The 16,155-nt window shown below is 49.3% G+C and carries 17 protein-coding genes; 12 read left to right on the forward strand and 5 right to left on the reverse strand.

The genetic code is table 11. The features are described from left to right. Positions 1–40: 40 nt before the first annotated feature. Both H7F15_RS10675 and H7F15_RS10680 read left to right on the forward strand, forming a co-directional pair. A complete protein-coding gene (locus tag H7F15_RS10675; RefSeq protein ID WP_162427830.1) occupies positions 41–235 on the forward strand; it encodes a cold-shock protein in 195 nt (64 codons plus the stop codon). Positions 236–365: 130 nt separating this feature from the next. Further along, positions 366–1,211 (forward strand): geranylgeranylglycerol-phosphate geranylgeranyltransferase, encoded by an 846-nt coding sequence (locus H7F15_RS10680; protein WP_185196953.1) that lies wholly within the window; start codon positions 366–368, stop codon positions 1,209–1,211. 53 nt (positions 1,212–1,264) lie between these two features. Here H7F15_RS10680 and H7F15_RS10685 read toward each other — a convergent pair whose 3' ends face one another. After that, complete coding sequence (locus H7F15_RS10685) at positions 1,265–2,005, reverse strand: T9SS type A sorting domain-containing protein (RefSeq protein ID WP_185196954.1); 741 nt, start codon at positions 2,003–2,005, stop codon at positions 1,265–1,267. 207 nt (positions 2,006–2,212) lie between these two features. Here H7F15_RS10685 and H7F15_RS10690 point away from each other — a divergent pair, with 207 nt between their 5' ends. From H7F15_RS10690 to purH, 6 genes are all read left to right on the forward strand, one after another. Beyond that, positions 2,213–2,719 (forward strand): PaaI family thioesterase, encoded by a 507-nt coding sequence (locus H7F15_RS10690; protein ID WP_255481178.1) that lies wholly within the window; start codon positions 2,213–2,215, stop codon positions 2,717–2,719. Between the two features lie 89 nt (positions 2,720–2,808). Next, a complete protein-coding gene (locus H7F15_RS10695; RefSeq protein ID WP_185196955.1) occupies positions 2,809–3,042 on the forward strand; it encodes a hypothetical protein in 234 nt (77 codons plus the stop codon). An 11-nt stretch (positions 3,043–3,053) separates the two neighbouring features. Then, positions 3,054–3,698, forward strand: coding sequence for a hypothetical protein (locus H7F15_RS10700; protein ID WP_185196956.1), 645 nt, complete (start codon positions 3,054–3,056; stop codon positions 3,696–3,698). A 278-nt stretch (positions 3,699–3,976) separates the two neighbouring features. Next, on the forward strand, positions 3,977–4,615 hold the full coding sequence (locus H7F15_RS10705; RefSeq protein WP_185196957.1) for a hypothetical protein: 639 nt from the start codon (positions 3,977–3,979) through the stop codon (positions 4,613–4,615). A gap of 96 nt (positions 4,616–4,711) precedes the next feature. Then, positions 4,712–5,293 carry a phosphoribosylglycinamide formyltransferase gene (purN, locus tag H7F15_RS10710; RefSeq protein ID WP_185196958.1) on the forward strand — a complete coding sequence of 194 codons (582 nt, stop codon included), beginning with the start codon at positions 4,712–4,714 and terminating at the stop codon, positions 5,291–5,293. Positions 5,294–5,463: 170 nt separating this feature from the next. Then, positions 5,464–6,987 (forward strand): bifunctional phosphoribosylaminoimidazolecarboxamide formyltransferase/IMP cyclohydrolase, encoded by a 1,524-nt coding sequence (gene purH, locus H7F15_RS10715; RefSeq protein WP_185196959.1) that lies wholly within the window; start codon positions 5,464–5,466, stop codon positions 6,985–6,987. Positions 6,988–8,081: 1,094 nt separating this feature from the next. On the opposite strand, the gene carB is transcribed toward purH, so the two are convergent. Next, entirely contained in the window at positions 8,082–10,895 is a 2,814-nt protein-coding gene (gene carB / locus H7F15_RS10720) for a carbamoyl-phosphate synthase large subunit (protein WP_185196960.1), read from the reverse strand. A gap of 211 nt (positions 10,896–11,106) precedes the next feature. Between carB and H7F15_RS10725 the strand changes: the two genes are divergently transcribed. The 4 genes from H7F15_RS10725 to H7F15_RS10740 all read left to right on the forward strand — a co-directional run bounded on the left by H7F15_RS10725 (position 11,107) and on the right by H7F15_RS10740 (position 13,760). Next, complete coding sequence (locus tag H7F15_RS10725) at positions 11,107–11,352, forward strand: hypothetical protein (RefSeq protein WP_185196961.1); 246 nt, start codon at positions 11,107–11,109, stop codon at positions 11,350–11,352. A gap of 158 nt (positions 11,353–11,510) precedes the next feature. Next, a complete protein-coding gene (locus tag H7F15_RS10730) occupies positions 11,511–11,918 on the forward strand; it encodes a hypothetical protein (protein ID WP_185196962.1) in 408 nt (135 codons plus the stop codon). Positions 11,919–12,084: 166 nt separating this feature from the next. Continuing rightward, positions 12,085–13,434, forward strand: coding sequence for a lysophospholipid acyltransferase family protein (locus H7F15_RS10735; protein ID WP_185196963.1), 1,350 nt, complete (start codon positions 12,085–12,087; stop codon positions 13,432–13,434). Between the two features lie 95 nt (positions 13,435–13,529). After that, positions 13,530–13,760, forward strand: a complete 231-nt coding sequence (locus H7F15_RS10740) for a hypothetical protein (RefSeq protein ID WP_185196964.1) — start codon at positions 13,530–13,532, stop codon at positions 13,758–13,760. 70 nt (positions 13,761–13,830) lie between these two features. Here the strand turns inward: H7F15_RS10740 and H7F15_RS10745 are convergent, their stop codons facing one another. The 3 genes from H7F15_RS10745 to H7F15_RS10755 all read right to left on the reverse strand — a co-directional run bounded on the left by H7F15_RS10745 (position 13,831) and on the right by H7F15_RS10755 (position 15,993). After that, entirely contained in the window at positions 13,831–14,328 is a 498-nt protein-coding gene (locus tag H7F15_RS10745; RefSeq protein WP_255481180.1) for a hypothetical protein, read from the reverse strand. Continuing rightward, a complete protein-coding gene (locus tag H7F15_RS10750) occupies positions 14,318–15,409 on the reverse strand; it encodes a DUF3616 domain-containing protein (RefSeq protein WP_185196965.1) in 1,092 nt (363 codons plus the stop codon). Before H7F15_RS10750 ends, H7F15_RS10745 begins: the two co-directional genes overlap by 11 nt. Before the next feature lie 140 nt (positions 15,410–15,549). Continuing rightward, entirely contained in the window at positions 15,550–15,993 is a 444-nt protein-coding gene (locus tag H7F15_RS10755; protein WP_185196966.1) for a hypothetical protein, read from the reverse strand. Positions 15,994–16,155 lie beyond the last annotated feature (162 nt).

The following is a 16,155-nucleotide window of genomic DNA, read 5'->3' on the forward strand; positions in this document are numbered from 1 at the left end:
CTTTACATCAATTTAATTTTATTACAATAATTAATTCTTTATGAAAACAGGAAAAGTAAAGTTTTTTATTGAGTCTAAAGGTTTCGGTTTCATCACTGAGGACGAGACAAATGAGGATTTCTTTGTACACATCACTGGCTTAAACGGTCTGCAGATTCAGCAGAACGACCGCGTTACTTTCGACACGCAGGAAGGCAAAAAAGGAATCAACGCTGTAAACGTGAAAAGAATCTAATCAGATATACTTTACAGTTACAGAAGAAGCCCCTCCTTACAGGGGCTTTTTTTATGCCCGGCCGATAACTTTTGTACAGCCGCCGCCCGCACCGTACCTTTGCATAGCATTATACCTGCCAGCCATCACCGTGAGAGCATTTTTATACCTTATCCGTTACCCTAACCTTATCCTCATCGTCCTGAGCCAGGCATTGGTGCAGGCCTGCCTGTTGTCGGGGGGCATGAACTGGGGCAGGGTACTGGAGCCTTCTTTTCTGCTGCTTTCGCTCTCTACGGTATTTATAGCTGCCGCCGGCTACATCATCAACGATTATTATGATGTAAAGATAGACGCCATTAACAAACCCGGGAAGCTGGTAGTAGGCACCGTGATACGGCGCCGGCCTGCCATGTTTGCACACCTGGTGCTGTCGGTAGCCGGAGTTATGATCGGCCTGCTGTTATACCTGCCTATCGGGCTGATAAACCTGGGCGCGGTACTGCTGTTGTGGGGATATTCTGCACGGCTCAAAAAACTACCTCTCATCGGTAACGTGGTAGTGGCGCTGCTCTCGGCCAGTATGCTGCTGGTAGTAGCCGTGTATGCCAACACCCTAAACCGCATTACGCTGGGCTATGCGCTGTTTGCTTTCCTGATCTCGCTTATCCGGGAAATCATAAAAGACATGGAAGATATGAAAGGCGACGCTTCGTTCGACTGCCGCACCCTGCCTATTGTATTGGGTATCCGCAACGCCAAGTTTATAGTTTATCCGGTTATTGCTGCTTTTCTGGCTTTCCTGCTGGTCGTGGTGCTGCACCCGCGCACTGCCTGGTGGTTTGATGTTTACATGCTGGTGCTGGTACTGGTGCCTGCCATCTGGCTAACTATAAAACTGGCCCGCGCCGACCGCAAACGCGACTTTACCTACCTGAGCAACCTGAACAAGTTTATCATGTTTACCGGTATCCTGTCGATGTTGCTGGTAGGATAAAAAAATTGCCCGACCTGTGCAGGCCGGGCAACTCCCAAACTATAATCGGCAGATTATTTAACTATAAAACGAAGCGCAGCTGCATCGCTGCCTTTTATTACTTTTATAACGTACAGGCCTTTGCTTAACTGGTGGGTATTTATAGTAGCCAGTCCGTTTACTTTAGAGGCGCTGTAAACTGTGCGGCCCAGCATATCCATTACCTGCAGGTCGGCGTTGCGCACCTGCCCCAGGTCTACGTTCACGGTTCCGTCGGCAACGGTTGGGTATGCCATAATGCGGGTGTTCTCTATCATATCATCGGTACCTGTTGTAGACGATACCTTGATCAGTTCCAGGTTGTCGGCCATAATGTTCAGGTCGTTGCGCTCTAACTGCAGGTGGTAGCTATAGCGGCCTGCCTGCGTAAACGTAGCTCTGATAATGATCGAATAATCCTTCAGCGGAGCACCCTCTTTCGGTCCTATGTAGCCAATCCCTTCTTCATCAAAAGTAAGCGGCGAGAACACAGCCGTGCTCGGGTTATTTCTGTCAGGGTCTATGGTATACTCCATGGTAATGTACTGGCGCTGCGTAGGGTCTGTAAGCTTTATCCGGATAGCCATTACTTCGCCGGCTCTGTCGCGGGCATCTACAAACAGGTCGTAATAAACAACCTCGTTCACTACCACGTTTACTCCAGGGTTATCGAGTGTGCTGTTTATGCCCGGCTCGTCCAGGCCCTGGCTAAAACCAGCCAACGGCAACAGGAGTAAGGCAAAAAAGGTAACATAAGCACGTAGAAGTTTTTTCATGATTTAAACAGATATGAATACTATAATAGAATTGGTTATTTTACTTACATTAGACCTTATACGTTAAAATTTTTTTTTGGCTATATAACGAAATCATTTTATAGCGATTCCCTGATAACAGGCTGATAACGAAGCCTGAATTCTTGAAAGCTGTACTGATAGAACTATAGCGCAGGAAAAAAAGGCCTGCATCTATAACTGATACCTATGAGAGAAAGCACACCTGCGGCAGAGCAGTTCCGGAACCTGGTGGCAAGCCCATCTAAATTCAGGTTATTTATGCTGGCCAGGCTGCCCATGGCCTATATGGCTGACCTGCGGGTAACAGCCCTCACCAACGAGCGGGCTACCGTAACTATACCGTACAAGTACCTGAATAAAAATCCTTTTAATTCTATTTACTTTGCCTGCCTGGGCATGGCTGCCGAACTCTCGACAGGCGTACTCTGCATGATGCACACCTACAAGGCAGACCCAACCGTATCGATGCTGGTGGTGCACATGGATGCTGACTTTACTAAAAAAGCGGTAGGCAAAATAACCTTTATGTGCGAAGACGGCCGCCGCATACAGGAAGCTGCCGAGCACACCAAACTAACCGGCGAGGGCGTAACAGTAACAGCCACCAGCATTGGCATGGACGAAGCCGGCGACCAGGTAGCGGAGTTCCGGTTTACGTGGTCGCTGAAGGCGAAGAGCCGCCTGCTGGTATAGTTTAAGTATAGATTATTTTCTATTTTTACAGCTAACCTAAACGCCCGCGCCACTATTTAACTATAGGCAGGGTGCTATGCTAAACCTGTATGAAAATGACAAAACAACTGACCATGCTGGCTGCCCTGGCGCTACTTGCCTGCAGCTGCGGCGAAACTACAACCAACGACACCCAAACTACTGCCACTGAAACGGCAGCACCCGAAGCAGCAACTACAACTGCCACGGCCGACTCTGCTACTACCGCAACACAAATAGACAATGCCGCTGTAGAGATTGAAGATGCATCAGCAGAAGTGGACTCTTTACTGAACGAGATCTAATACCAGACACCATGAAAAAGCACCTATTTTATACGCTGGGCTTAGCAACTGCCCTTTACATGGCTACTCCGCTATCTGCTGTCCACGCACAGGGCAACGGAAAAGGCCAAAATAAGGAAGCCGCTACAAACGAAGAGGGCAATGAAAAATCGGTACTGAGAAACCGCCACGAACGCCTGAAGGATAAAAGCATGGCTGCCAAAAAGCAGCAGGAAGCCCGGGAAAAAGCCAAAGGAAACGAAAATGGCAACCAGGGCAAAGGTGGTAAACCAGAGAAAACCGGCAAGCCGGAAAAAGCTGGTAAACCGGAGAAAGACAATAACGGCAAGGGTAACGCGTATGGCAGAAACAAAGGCGAACTGAGCGGCCGCGAATTCGGGCAGGCCAGGGCTGTAGCTGCCAAACAGACAAATACCGAAAAGCGTCAGGAGCTGAACAAAGTAGTAACTACCGGTGATGAAAAGGTAACAGATGCCAAGAGCCGCCTGGGCCGTGCCATTGAAGAACTGGAGCGCCAGCGCAAAGCCGGCACCATTACCGACAGCGAATACAAGGAAAAGCAGGTTACCATCTCCCGCACCGAGAAAGCGATACAGATACTGGAAGAGAAAGTAAACGCGGCCAAAGTACTGGTTTCTGCCCCGGTAGTAGAATAATAGCAAACTATAGCAACTCTATAAAACCTGCTGCAGCCAACGCTGTAGCAGGTTTTTTTATGCCTGGCACATTGTAAACAGGCTCTCCTCCTGGCATCATTCGTGCGCCTGTAGCTATAGTTCTGCCTCGGGTTTAGCGATCCTGTAAAAACTATATACCTAATGTTTACAACTATAGCTTAAAAAATAAGCATAATTTTTATACACAAATTTATAATTAGCCGTACTTAATATTTCCGTGTTTTAAAACTGATTTCTCACCTACAAAACAAACGCTTATGGTACGCTACCTCTACATCTCCAGAAACTTTTTCGTGGTTCTATGCCTGGCCCTGCTCACCGGCTTCACCTCTTTTGCACAAAGCGCCGACGAACCGGATGCAGCAGCCTCCCAGCTGCACAAGCCCGCTCCTTTGCACAACAGTGCATACTATTATCCTGATTTTAAGAAAGGGAAAGTAGTATTTATTAACGGGGCAGCAAGTGCAGCCGTTTTAAACTATAATGTGCTAACCGAAGCAGTAGAGTACATCAGCACAAAAAAAGATACCCTGGCCTTCGACAACATGTACCTGATCGACATGATTACGGTAGCGAATGATACCTTTTTTTATGACAACCGGAATGCCTGCATACTAAAGCTGCTGCAGAACGTGAACGGATGGAAACTGCTGGTAAAAGAAAGCCCACGAGCAGGCCGGCAAAAGGCATCCACACTCCTTCACGAGCCGGCTATAGTTACCAAAGCTTTTTACATCAGCAACCAGACCGATTATGTGCCGGCAACTACAGCCAACTTTTTAAAGCTTTTCCCGGCGCACGCTGGCTCCCTTCAAAAATATATAGCCGAGCACAACCTGCACCTGCAAACCGAGGAAGAAATAAACCAGGTGCTGCGCTACGTTGCCAGTTTATAGGTAACCATGGTGCGGCGCGTTCCATTATTTAAGCGTTTAAACTGGCAACTATAAGCAAACCCGCTATATTTGCAGCTTTAAAGCAAGCTTATACTTTTGGAACGACCAGATAAGAAGAATATAGTCATTTTCGCTTCCGGATCGGGGAGCAATGCGCAGCGCCTGCTCGAGCACTTTGAGCACCACCCACAGATACGTGTGGCCGCCCTGTTCTCTAACAACCCGAACGCGTATGCCCTAAAACGAGCCGAGACCTTCCACGTCCCGGCTCTTTTGTTTTCCAGAGATGCGTTTTACAACACCGGTGAGGTACTGGAACAGGTAAAATCCTTTCACCCGGATCTCATTGTTTTAGCCGGTTTCCTGTGGCTGGTGCCGCAAAACTTCCTGCAGACCTTCCCGGATAAGATCATCAATATCCATCCGGCTCTGCTGCCTAAGTATGGCGGCAAAGGCATGCACGGCCTTAACGTACACACTGCTGTAGTACAGGCCGGCGATGCACAGTCGGGCATAACGATACACCGCGTAAACGAAGAGTACGATAAAGGCGAATTTATACTACAGGCTCACTGCCCGGTTATGCCAGGCGATACGCCGGAAGTATTGGCAGCCCGCGTACTGGAGTTAGAGCACAAACATTTGCCCGAAGTAGTGGAAAAGCTGCTGCTTAAGTAAATTAGGAATTCAGAATTAGAAATTAGAGGTGCATGCATAATGATATATCATAATTGAAGTAGGCTAACCGGTTCCGCTGATTTAGCAACATTTACAACTCCCACTTCTCACAATTTCTAATTCTTAATTTCTAATTTCTGATTAAACATTCAACCCATTAACTATAGCCCATGCAACCAGTTCAAATCAAATCAGCGCTTATTTCGGTTTATTACAAAGACCGCCTGGAGCCACTCGTAGAGCTCCTGAAACAGCATAACGTAACCATTTACTCCACAGGCGGCACGCAGGCTTTCCTGGAAGAGCAGGGTGCCGATGTAGTAGCTGTAGAAGACCTGACCGCTTACCCATCTATTTTCGGGGGCCGTGTAAAAACGCTTCACCCAAAGGTTTTTGGTGGTATCCTGCACCGCCGCGACAACGACAGCGACCTGGCTGAACGCGAAAAATTCGAGATTCCGCCTATCGACCTGGTGGTGGTTGACCTGTACCCGTTCGAGGAAACCGTAGCATCCGGCGCATCAGAAGCTGAAATTATTGAGAAGATAGATATTGGTGGTATTTCGCTTATCCGTGCCGCTGCCAAGAATTTTAAAGATGTGCTGATCGTGTCGTCGCGGGAGCAATATGATGAAGTAGTTACCTTATTGCAGGAGCGGAACGGAGCCACTAACCTGGAAGACCGCAAGCGTTTTGCCGCCAAAGCATTCGACGTATCCTCGCACTACGACACGCACATTTTCAATTACCTGAATGGTGGTTCGGAAGAGCAGCCTTTCAAGCAAAGCATACGCGAGGCTACGCCGCTACGCTACGGCGAAAACCCGCACCAGAAAGGCACTTTCTACGGCAAACTGGATGAGCTTTTCGAACAACTGAATGGCAAGCAACTATCTTATAACAACCTGGTTGATGTGGATGCTGCCGTGGCCCTTGCCGCTGAGTTTGAGGAGCCGGTTGTAGCCATCCTGAAACATACCAACGCCTGCGGTTGCGCTACCGGCGAAACTATAAAAGATGCTTACCTCGCTGCCCTGTCATCTGACCCGGTATCTGCCTTTGGTGGTGTGATCATTGCGAACAGAACGATAGATATGGCGGCTGCTGAGGAACTGAACAAGCTGTTCTTTGAAGTACTGATCGCGCCTGCGTTTGATGCCGATGCCTTAGAGTTACTGAAGACCAAAAAGAATCGCATCCTGCTGAAGCAGAATGAGGTGGAATTGCCGAAGAAACTGTTTAAAACCCTATTGAACGGTGTAATTGAGCAGGACAAAGACCTGGCAACCGAAACCGAAGCCGACTTTAAAACAGTTACCAAACGTGAACCAACTGCCGAAGAAAAGAAAGCACTCGTTTTTGCAGCCAAGGTTTGCAAGCACACCAAGTCTAACACCATTGTTTTAGCTACTGATAAAATGATGTTCTCCAGCGGTGTTGGCCAGACCTCACGCGTTGATGCACTGCGCCAGGCGATCGAGAAAGCCAAAAGCTTCGGCTTTGATGTGAGCAAAACCGTAATGGCTTCCGATGCTTTCTTCCCGTTCCCGGATTGCGTAGAGATCGCTGACAAGGCCGGTATTAAAGCCGTTGTGCAACCAGGCGGTTCCATCAAAGACCAGGATTCTATTGATTACTGCAACGCCCACAACATGGCCATGGTAATGACCGGCGTGCGCCATTTTAAACATTAATCAGAACTATAGTTTAAGAATAGCAAAGTCCCCGGTTATCGTTTAACCGGGGATTTTTGTCTTTGTCTGAATCAGGATAACCTCACCCCAACCCTCTCCTTATATCGAGGGCCCCTACCCCCAGAACAGGAGAGGGAGTATGTCTGAATCTATAAATAGGGCCCTTACCCCAAGGATTTACAGGATTAGATTGGCTATAGTTGGGTCAGTTATAGTTCTATAGTTAGCAAACACACCCCTACCCCCTCTCAAGAGGGGAATTTTGGCTGTAGCTATAGTTAAAGCTATAGTTCAATAGTTAATGGTGGTCATCCCCCTGCCCCCTTCAAAGGGGGACTATTTGGGTACTGCTATAGTTTAATCTATAGTCTTATAGTTGCCGTGGTCCAACCACCCCTACCCCTCCTTATCCAAGGAGGGGAACTCTGATACTGCTATAGTTTAAACTATAGTTCTATAGTTTCAGACCACGAGCAGGACAGGTTTACCTGTCCCCACGGAACTATAGGCATGAGTAAAACAGATCTGCTTTGACTAAGATCAATAGCAGTAACTATAACCAAATCATAAACTATCGAATGTGTTATCAGTCTTTGGGTTGAGCGCCTTTGACTTGTTGCGGTGCCGATAGGCAATCCGACGCAGGAGGATAGCAAGAAGGCAGCAGCGCGATGCCCGAAGACGGGGCCTCCCGGCCCAGGAGGGAGCCAAAGTAACTATAAAACTATAGGCTCTTAGAGCTCCCAGGATTGAAATGGCTATGAAAGAAAAGGCTTGTGTCGAATAGTAGGCAAAGTCAACTATAGAACTATAGGACACATAAGATCCCTTGGCTTCGCTCGGGATGACAAAGAAGGAACTATAGTCTGAGATAGATTTCTCGTTACACTCGAAATGACAATAGTGAAAACTATAGGACATATAAGATCCCTCTACTTTGCTCGGCATGACAAGTAGAGAAACTACAGAACAAAAACTACAACTATAACAAAAGCTCCAATCCAATAAATCAGTTAAACCCCTCAAATCACTGGTCAAAAAAAAGCCCTTTGCTAAAACAATAGCAAAGAGCTTTCAAAACTTAGGACTACGACCTATTTACTCAGATACAGATTTCGCTCAGAGTAAACTTTGGTGAAGTAATCATCCTGCAGGTCATTTATAAAATAGATGGCCTCACCGGTCGACTTCATTTCAGGACCGAGTTCCTTGTTCACTTCCGGGAACTTGTTGTAAGAGAATACCGGAACCTTGATGGCGTACCCTTCGCGGTGCGGGTTGAAGTTAAAATCTTTCACCTTGGCATGGCCCAGCATGATCTTGGTAGCATAGTTGATGTACGGTTCGCGGTAAGCCTTGGCAATGAACGGGAACGTACGCGACGCACGCGGGTTAGCCTCGATCACATACACAATCTCATTTTTGATCGCGAACTGGATGTTGATGACCCCTACAGTGCCCATGGCCACGGCAATCTTTTTGGTATGACTCTCAATCTGCTGCATCACGTTTTCGCTCAGGTCGAACGGCGGCAACACGGCATAAGAGTCTCCGGAGTGGATACCAGCCGGCTCGATGTGCTCCATAATACCGCAGATATACACGTCTTCTCCGTCGCAGATGGCATCAGCTTCCGCTTCAATGGCATTGTCCAGGAAGTGGTCTAACAGTACTTTATTGCCTGGGTGGTCTTTCAGCAGGTCTATCACGTGGGCTTCCAGTTCCTTCTCGTTTATCACGATCTTCATGTTCTGGCCACCTAACACGTAGCTTGGGCGCACCAGCAGCGGGAACTTCAGCTGCCTGCACATTTCCAGCGCTTCCTCCGCCGACTCGATCACGGCAAACGGAGGGAACGGAATTTCCAGGTCGCGCAGCAGCGACGAGAAAGAACCACGATCTTCGGCCAGGTCCAGCGCTTTATAGCTGGTGCCCAGTACTTTTATGCCATAGCGATCCAGTTTCTCGGCCAGCTTCAGGGCCGTCTGGCCACCAAGCTGTACAATAACGCCTTCCGGTTTCTCGTGCTGAATGATGTCGTAAATATGCTCCCAGAATACCGGCTCAAAGTATAGCTTATCGGCAATATCAAAGTCAGTACTTACTGTTTCCGGGTTACAGTTGATCATGATGGTTTCGTAGCCACACTCTTTGGCAGCCAGTACGCCATGCACGCAACTATAGTCGAACTCGATGCCCTGCCCGATGCGGTTAGGACCTGAGCCCAGCACTACTACTTTCTTTCTATCAGTAACTATACTTTCGTTCTCGCCCTCAAATGTGCTGTAGAAATACGGCGTCTGGGCTTCAAACTCAGCGGCACAGGTATCCACCATTTTAAACACACGCTTTATGCCCATTTCGGTGCGCAACGTATGCACTTCGCTTTCCTTGCAGCGCAACAGGTGCGCCAGCTGGCGGTCGGCGTAGCCTTTTACTTTGGCCTGGCGCAGCAGCTCGGTCGGGATGGTGGAAAGGGTGTACTTTTCGATCTCTTTCTCCAGCATGTCCAGCTCCTCGATCTGGGCCAGGAACCACGGGTCGATCTTGGTCAGTTTCTGGATGGTGCTGGTCGGGATACCGATGCGCATGGCATCTTTTATACTAAACAAGCGGTTCCAGCTTGGGTTTTTCAGGCTATCTACCAGCTCGTTATAGTCTGTCTTTTCTTTTCCATCGGCCCCGATGCCATTACGCTTTATTTCCAGGCTCTGACAGGCCTTCTGCAGCGCTTCCTGAAAAGTACGGCCAATGCCCATTACCTCTCCTACGGATTTCATCTGCAAGCCAAGCTTACGGTCAGCACCCGGGAATTTATCGAAGTTCCAGCGCGGGATCTTCACGATCACATAGTCCAGGGCCGGCTCGAAGTAAGCCGATGTAGTTTTAGTGATGGCATTTTTCAGCTCATCCAGGTTATAACCTATAGCCAGTTTAGCCGCGATTTTTGCAATCGGGTAACCTGTGGCTTTAGAAGCCAGGGCTGAGGAACGCGAAACGCGCGGGTTGATCTCGATGGCGATGATGGTGTCATCATCCGGGTTAACTGAGAACTGTACGTTACAGCCACCGGCAAACTGTCCGATGCCATTCATCATTTTGATGGCCAGGTCGCGCATTTTCTGGTACACGGTGTCTGGCAGCGTCATGGCTGGTGCTACCGTTATCGAGTCGCCGGTGTGGATGCCCATCGGGTCGAAGTTCTCGATAGAGCAGATAATGATCACGTTGCCCAGGTTATCGCGGAGCAGTTCCAGTTCGTACTCTTTCCAGCCTAAAATGCTTTGCTCGATCAGTACTTCGTGCGTTGGCGAAGCGTGCAGACCGCGGGTAAGGGCTGCGTCAAATTCTTCGGGGGTATGCACAAAGCCGCCACCATAGCCACCCAGGGTAAACGACGGACGAATTACCAGCGGAAAGCCGATCTCCTGCGCGATCTCCTTTCCTTCTAGGAACGAAGTGGCTGTTTCGCCTTTGCAGACATTTACATCAAGCTCCAGCATTTTCAGTCGGAAAGCTTCGCGGTCTTCGGTCGTTTCGATGGCTTTGATGTCCACCCCGATGATACGGACGCCATATTTTGTCCAGATGCCGGCCTTGTCGCATTCGATGGCCAGGTTCAGGGCTGTTTGTCCGCCCATAGTTGGCAGCACGGCATCAATCTTATGTTTTTCCAGTATCTCGATGATGTATTTCTTCTCGAGCGGCCTGAGGTACACGTTATCCGCCGTAACCGGGTCAGTCATGATGGTGGCGGGGTTGGAGTTGATGAGTGTAACTTCTATCCCTTCTTCTCTAAGAGAGCGGGCGGCCTGAGAGCCGGAATAATCAAATTCGCAGGCCTGGCCGATGATGATAGGGCCGGAGCCGATGATGAGAACAGATTTGATACTGGTGTCTTTTGGCATAGTGTGGTAGGTATAAATTGCCCAAAGTTAAAGCAAAATGTTTTGGCAGACAAAAGTAATTCAATCTGGAAGGCTGATTTAATCATATTCCCGGATTTTTTTTCTGACGTTACTCCTCTCCTGTCTCAAATATCATTTAAAACATCTCAGGGCCCGGGCAAACTATAGTTACGTTGCCCGTACATATAGGTAAACTATAAACGATACAACTATGGAAACACCTAAAGAAGACGACATCATTACCAACGCGGATGAAAGCAAGCGCCTGCCCGACGAAAACCCAGAACCCCTTGAAGGCGTGAAAAAAGATGAGCTGGAAGTGAAATCCACCCAGAAAACAGATATTATGGATGATGAGCGGGAAGGCAAGGAAGAGGCCGGTAATGTAGCCGCCAAAGACCCCAAGGACACAGAAGAACTGGACGGAAGCAACGCAAATAACCTTTATACCAAATAACCACCAGCAAACAACTATAGCCTGCTGCTCAGGGTGGCATGGCTATAGTTGCGCTTACGGTTTATTACAGTTCAGCTATTTATTTTTTAATACTTCAAACAAAAGCTTTAAAAATCAATTATTTATATGTAATATTATACAAACCAAAATACGGCACGATGGTATACTTCCAGACTGACTACCTGCAAGTGGAGCACCACAGCACAAGCAACGTACTGATCACCCAATGGTATGGCGAATGCAGCAGTTTACAGTACAGGCAGGCGCTCATCCAGATAGTGCGGATAGCGCGGGAATTACAGGCAGAGTTTGCTATTATGGACCGCCGCCTGCTGCAGCCGGTATCGGAAGCTGACCTTAACTGGACCTATACTGTTTTCGCAAAGTCTTACTCCAAACTACCTCTGCGTAAACTTGCTGTTATACAGGCCTTTGATGACCACGCCGAACAGCAACAGCAGCAACTCTACCAGTACCTGACCAACTTTATCCCAACCCGCACTTTCGAAGACCTTACATCAGCTTACAACTGGGTTACCTCCGTTCCGACATCCTTAAATTCCTGATATGCTGTTCCAGAGCCTTTTTTATAGTAGCCGTAAATTGCTTGTGTTGATGGTATCTTTCTGCCAGCAGGCGTAACGCATTTTGTTTTTGCAGCCGCGCCACCAACCTGCGCCAACCTATGCTGCAAATACTTATATTGGCACTGTTTTAACCTTGCCTTACCCCATGCTTTATACTTTCCTGAAGCTGCTTTACAAAACCGGCCTGTGGTTCTTTTTCCGGAAGCTGGAAGTACGTAACGCCCACCTTATACCAAACGGGGGACCGCTGCTGGTAGTGTCCAACCACCCCAACACGTTTATGGACCCTATTGTGATAGCGGCGCAACTACAGCAGCCCATGTATTTCATTGCGAAAAGCACGGTGTTCGGTTCCAAATTCCAGAACTGGATGCTACGCCAGATGCACCTGATCCCGATACACCGCAAAGAAGATAACCCCGACGCTACTATAAGCAACGACGAAGCTTTTGCTGCCAGCTTTAAGGCCCTGCACGAAAAGAAAACACTCCTTATTTTTCCGGAAGGAAACAGCTTTAACCAGCGCCGCCTGCGCAAGCTAAAGACCGGCACTGCCCGCATTGCCCTGGGCGCCGCCACCGACGGCAACTATAGCCCGGCCATACAGATACTACCGATCGGCCTGAATTACTCTGCCCCTACCCGCTTCCGGAGCAATGTTTTTGTGAATGTAGGCAAGCCCATTGCAGTAGCTGATTATGTTGCTGCTTACCAGGAAAACGGCCACGCTGCCGTACTGGACCTGACCGAGGAAATACGCGTGCGGCTGGAGAAGCTGATCGTGCATACCACCACCGATGAAGAAGACGAGCTTGCCCGCCAGGTAAAAGCCATTTATAAAGAACAGCTAACACCCGCTGCACCCGCCACGGCCCTGCCACACGAGCAGGATTTTATGCTGACCAAAGGCATTGTGAAAAGCATACACCACTTCAGCCAGACAGAACCCGGGCGCGTAGCCACCATACAGCAGGAACTCAACAACTATAACCGCCAGCTGAAGCGCCTGCACCTGCAGGACCCGTTACTGGGCAAAGAAAGCCGCCATGTGCTGCAGCAAAGCATTATCGGGCTGGTGTACCTGGTGGTGGGCTTTCCGTTGTACCTGTATGGCCTGGTGCATAACTATGTGCCGTACATTATTCCTTCTAAAGTAGCGCGGGCCGTTACCCGGGAAGAAGAATGGTTTGCGCCGATCATGCTTACAACCGGCATCTTCAGTTTCCCGATTTTTTATGCCCTGGAAGTTTGGTTCCTGCACCAATGGCTGCACCCGAATACGTTGGAGCTGATCCTGTACCTGCTGAGCCTGCCCCTAAGTGGATTTTTTACCCTGCATTACTGGAACCGGCTACAGCACACCCAAAGCCACTGGCTGTTGCTCCGCCTGTTTTACAGCCGCCAACAAATAGTTGATAAGCTGCGTCAGCAGCGGCGCCACATCATCAGCCTGCTGGAAAAAGCCCGCGAAGACTATATGCAGAAGGCGGGCTAACTATAGCAAAGCGGTCCGGGAGTATACCCGGCGGGCAATCCTGCGTAAAACCGGGGATACATTGCCTGCGGGCTTCACTATAAACCTGAAATAAAATGAAAAAGATAACGACGAGACTTTTAACTATAGGCATACTGGCAACCGGACTACTGGCAGCCTGCTCTTCAGAGACCACCACCGGGGTTGATGCCGGAGACACAAACACTGAAAACAACCAGACAGACATGGGCACCGGAACCGACACAGCTGCTACTGACACCTACCCTGACACAACCTACCAGAACCCGCCAACTGACGACAATGCCGGCAACCAGGATCAGCAATAAACATTAAACTATAAACGATAGCCCCGGGCAACAAATCAATTGCCCGGGGCTATCGTTTTATGGCTTCCCCTTATTTGTTAGCTTTTACCAGGGCACGTGCTGCCATGGCAGCAGCTATACCGCCCAGCAGGTACAGGCCAACGGCCATGGCCTTGGTCTGGGTAGTGCGCTCGCTGGGTACTACGCCTAAACCCAACGGGCCAGGCAGTGTAATGGCCCCAATGCCGGCAAGCGCACCTAACAGCGCACCACGATACCAGGCATTCTTATCCGCACCAGTCAGGCTATAGTACAGACCGTTGCTTATTACATCGCCCACCATGGCCCAGTCGTGCAGGGTTTCATCATCGGGTGGGGTGGCACCGGCTTTCTCCATTAGCCTGGCAATGGCCCGCATGCCCAGCACATCCATGCGTGGCGCATCAGGGTTCACTCTTCTTAAACTTTCGTGAACAGCAGTCAGGATGCAGGCGCCTGCCAGTCCCCCTGCCAACGATTCCAGTAGTTTCATAGCTTTTATAGTTTGTGGTTTATAGTTTACGGCACTCTTGTGCTGTTCAGGTTTCATCTATCTTTATCAGATCTGCCAGTACGGCATGTTCTCCTTTTTTACGTGCATCGGTAGGGCTGTCGAAAACCACTACCAGGTTGTGCTCGTCGTATACGGCCAGGCCTTCGGCTTTGTCTTTCCCGGTTTCCTGGCCGTGGCCATGCGGCACTTCGCAAAGGCGCTCCAGGTCGGCGGTGTGAACCATGCTTTCCTCTTCGGCCAGTACGCCGTTGCGCCAGCGGTACACAGCAATCACACCATCCAAATCCATAGTTGGCCCTGCCAGAATGTATACGTCGTTGCCCAGGATGCGCAGCTCGCGTATGCCTTTGCCTTTCAGGTGCAGGAAATGCTTTTTATAAGGCCTGCCCGAAGAAAGCTGCTTCAGTTTCAGCAAACCGTTCTCATCTTCTTCAGCCTCTACTTCCAGCACTATTGCCCAGCCGCGAAGCACCGGCCCCCGCAAACCCAGATATAGTTTGTTGCCACTGGTTGCCAGTCCTTCAATATCAAATCCGTTGTCTTTACCGGGTATGTGCAGAAACGGCGAAATGTGTTCGTCCTGCTTCAGCACTTCGAGCAACTGGTTACTGGTTCTGTCTCCTGCCAACTGGGCGGCACGCAGGGTTTTACCGGGGTTGTCCGGGTCGGGGCACTCTTTGCAAAGCGTATAGTTACCGGTGTGCTTGTCTAAAATGATGGGAATGCGGGCCAGCAGGTACCGGTTAGGGTCTGAGACTACTTTTGCCAGCCGTTTCATTTGTTTGGCAAGGCTGTCGTGCTTGCGGGGCTTTTTGCGTTTTAAACTATGCGACCCCACCAGCCACAGGTAATGGTTGGCCATGCCCATCCCTTCAATATCTATTTCGCTGTTGGTGCCATCGGGCAGTTGCAGGTAATCGCTGAGGCAAAAAGAGCGGTGCTCGCCAAAAGAGCCATCGGGTTGCTGGGTAAGCCGTTCTATAGTTGTGCGCTCATCGCAGCTTAGCCACAGGTTATTATCGGTGTGTAGTACCGTCGACAAGCCATCGCGCACGTGTTTGCCCTGCTGGTTCAGGCTTAGTTCAGGGGCGAAAGAGAGTGTAATACTTTTTGCCATACAACAGTTGGTCGGGGTTTAGATGTACGCAGCCGCCCGGGCCCGGGTGGTGCAGCGCCCTAATTTATAGTTTGCCTGCGGACATACAAAAAGCCCGGGGCTGTAACCCCGGGCTTGCTGTTAAACAGATTCTGCTTTTGTTAAGAAGATGATCTGCCGAATTTGTTTGTTCTGGTCGTATTCAGCTTATTCTTGGTGTTTTTCGACTTGTTACGTGAGTTCATGGCCAGCCAGCCAGCACCTAACGCCAGCAGCGATCCGCCTACTACTTTCTGGGTAGTGCTCAGGTTGTTTACCTTGTTCATGGCGGTGGTACCAAACTCCTGCAACTTGCTGGTTACAGCGTTCATATCCATGCCACCAATTTTAGATGACGAAGAACCTGAGTTGGAAGAAGCGCCTGTGCGGGCATTCTGCTGGTTACCTATAGATGAACTGCTGCCGCTCTGCGATGACATACCTGACACAGACTGGTTGCTCTGCGAGCGTGTGTTCTGTGATGACAGGTTGCTTTGTGAGCTATTTTGGGTCGACTGGCTTGTACTTGCCTGCGGTTGCGACGTACGATTCTGTTTGTTTTCCATGGTTTTAATTTTAAGTTTATCTTAATCAGACTTACGGCTGTGCTTCGGTCAATCTATCCTACTTCACATAGCCTGCTTCTGTATATTTATCGGCATTCTCAGCATATAGTTACAAAATCGCTATCATTTTGATGGGTTTGCCAGCCTTTTCAGTTAAAACTT

It is taken from the genome of Pontibacter sp. Tf4 (genome assembly GCF_014212495.1).
Lineage (GTDB): Bacteria > Bacteroidota > Bacteroidia > Cytophagales > Hymenobacteraceae > Pontibacter.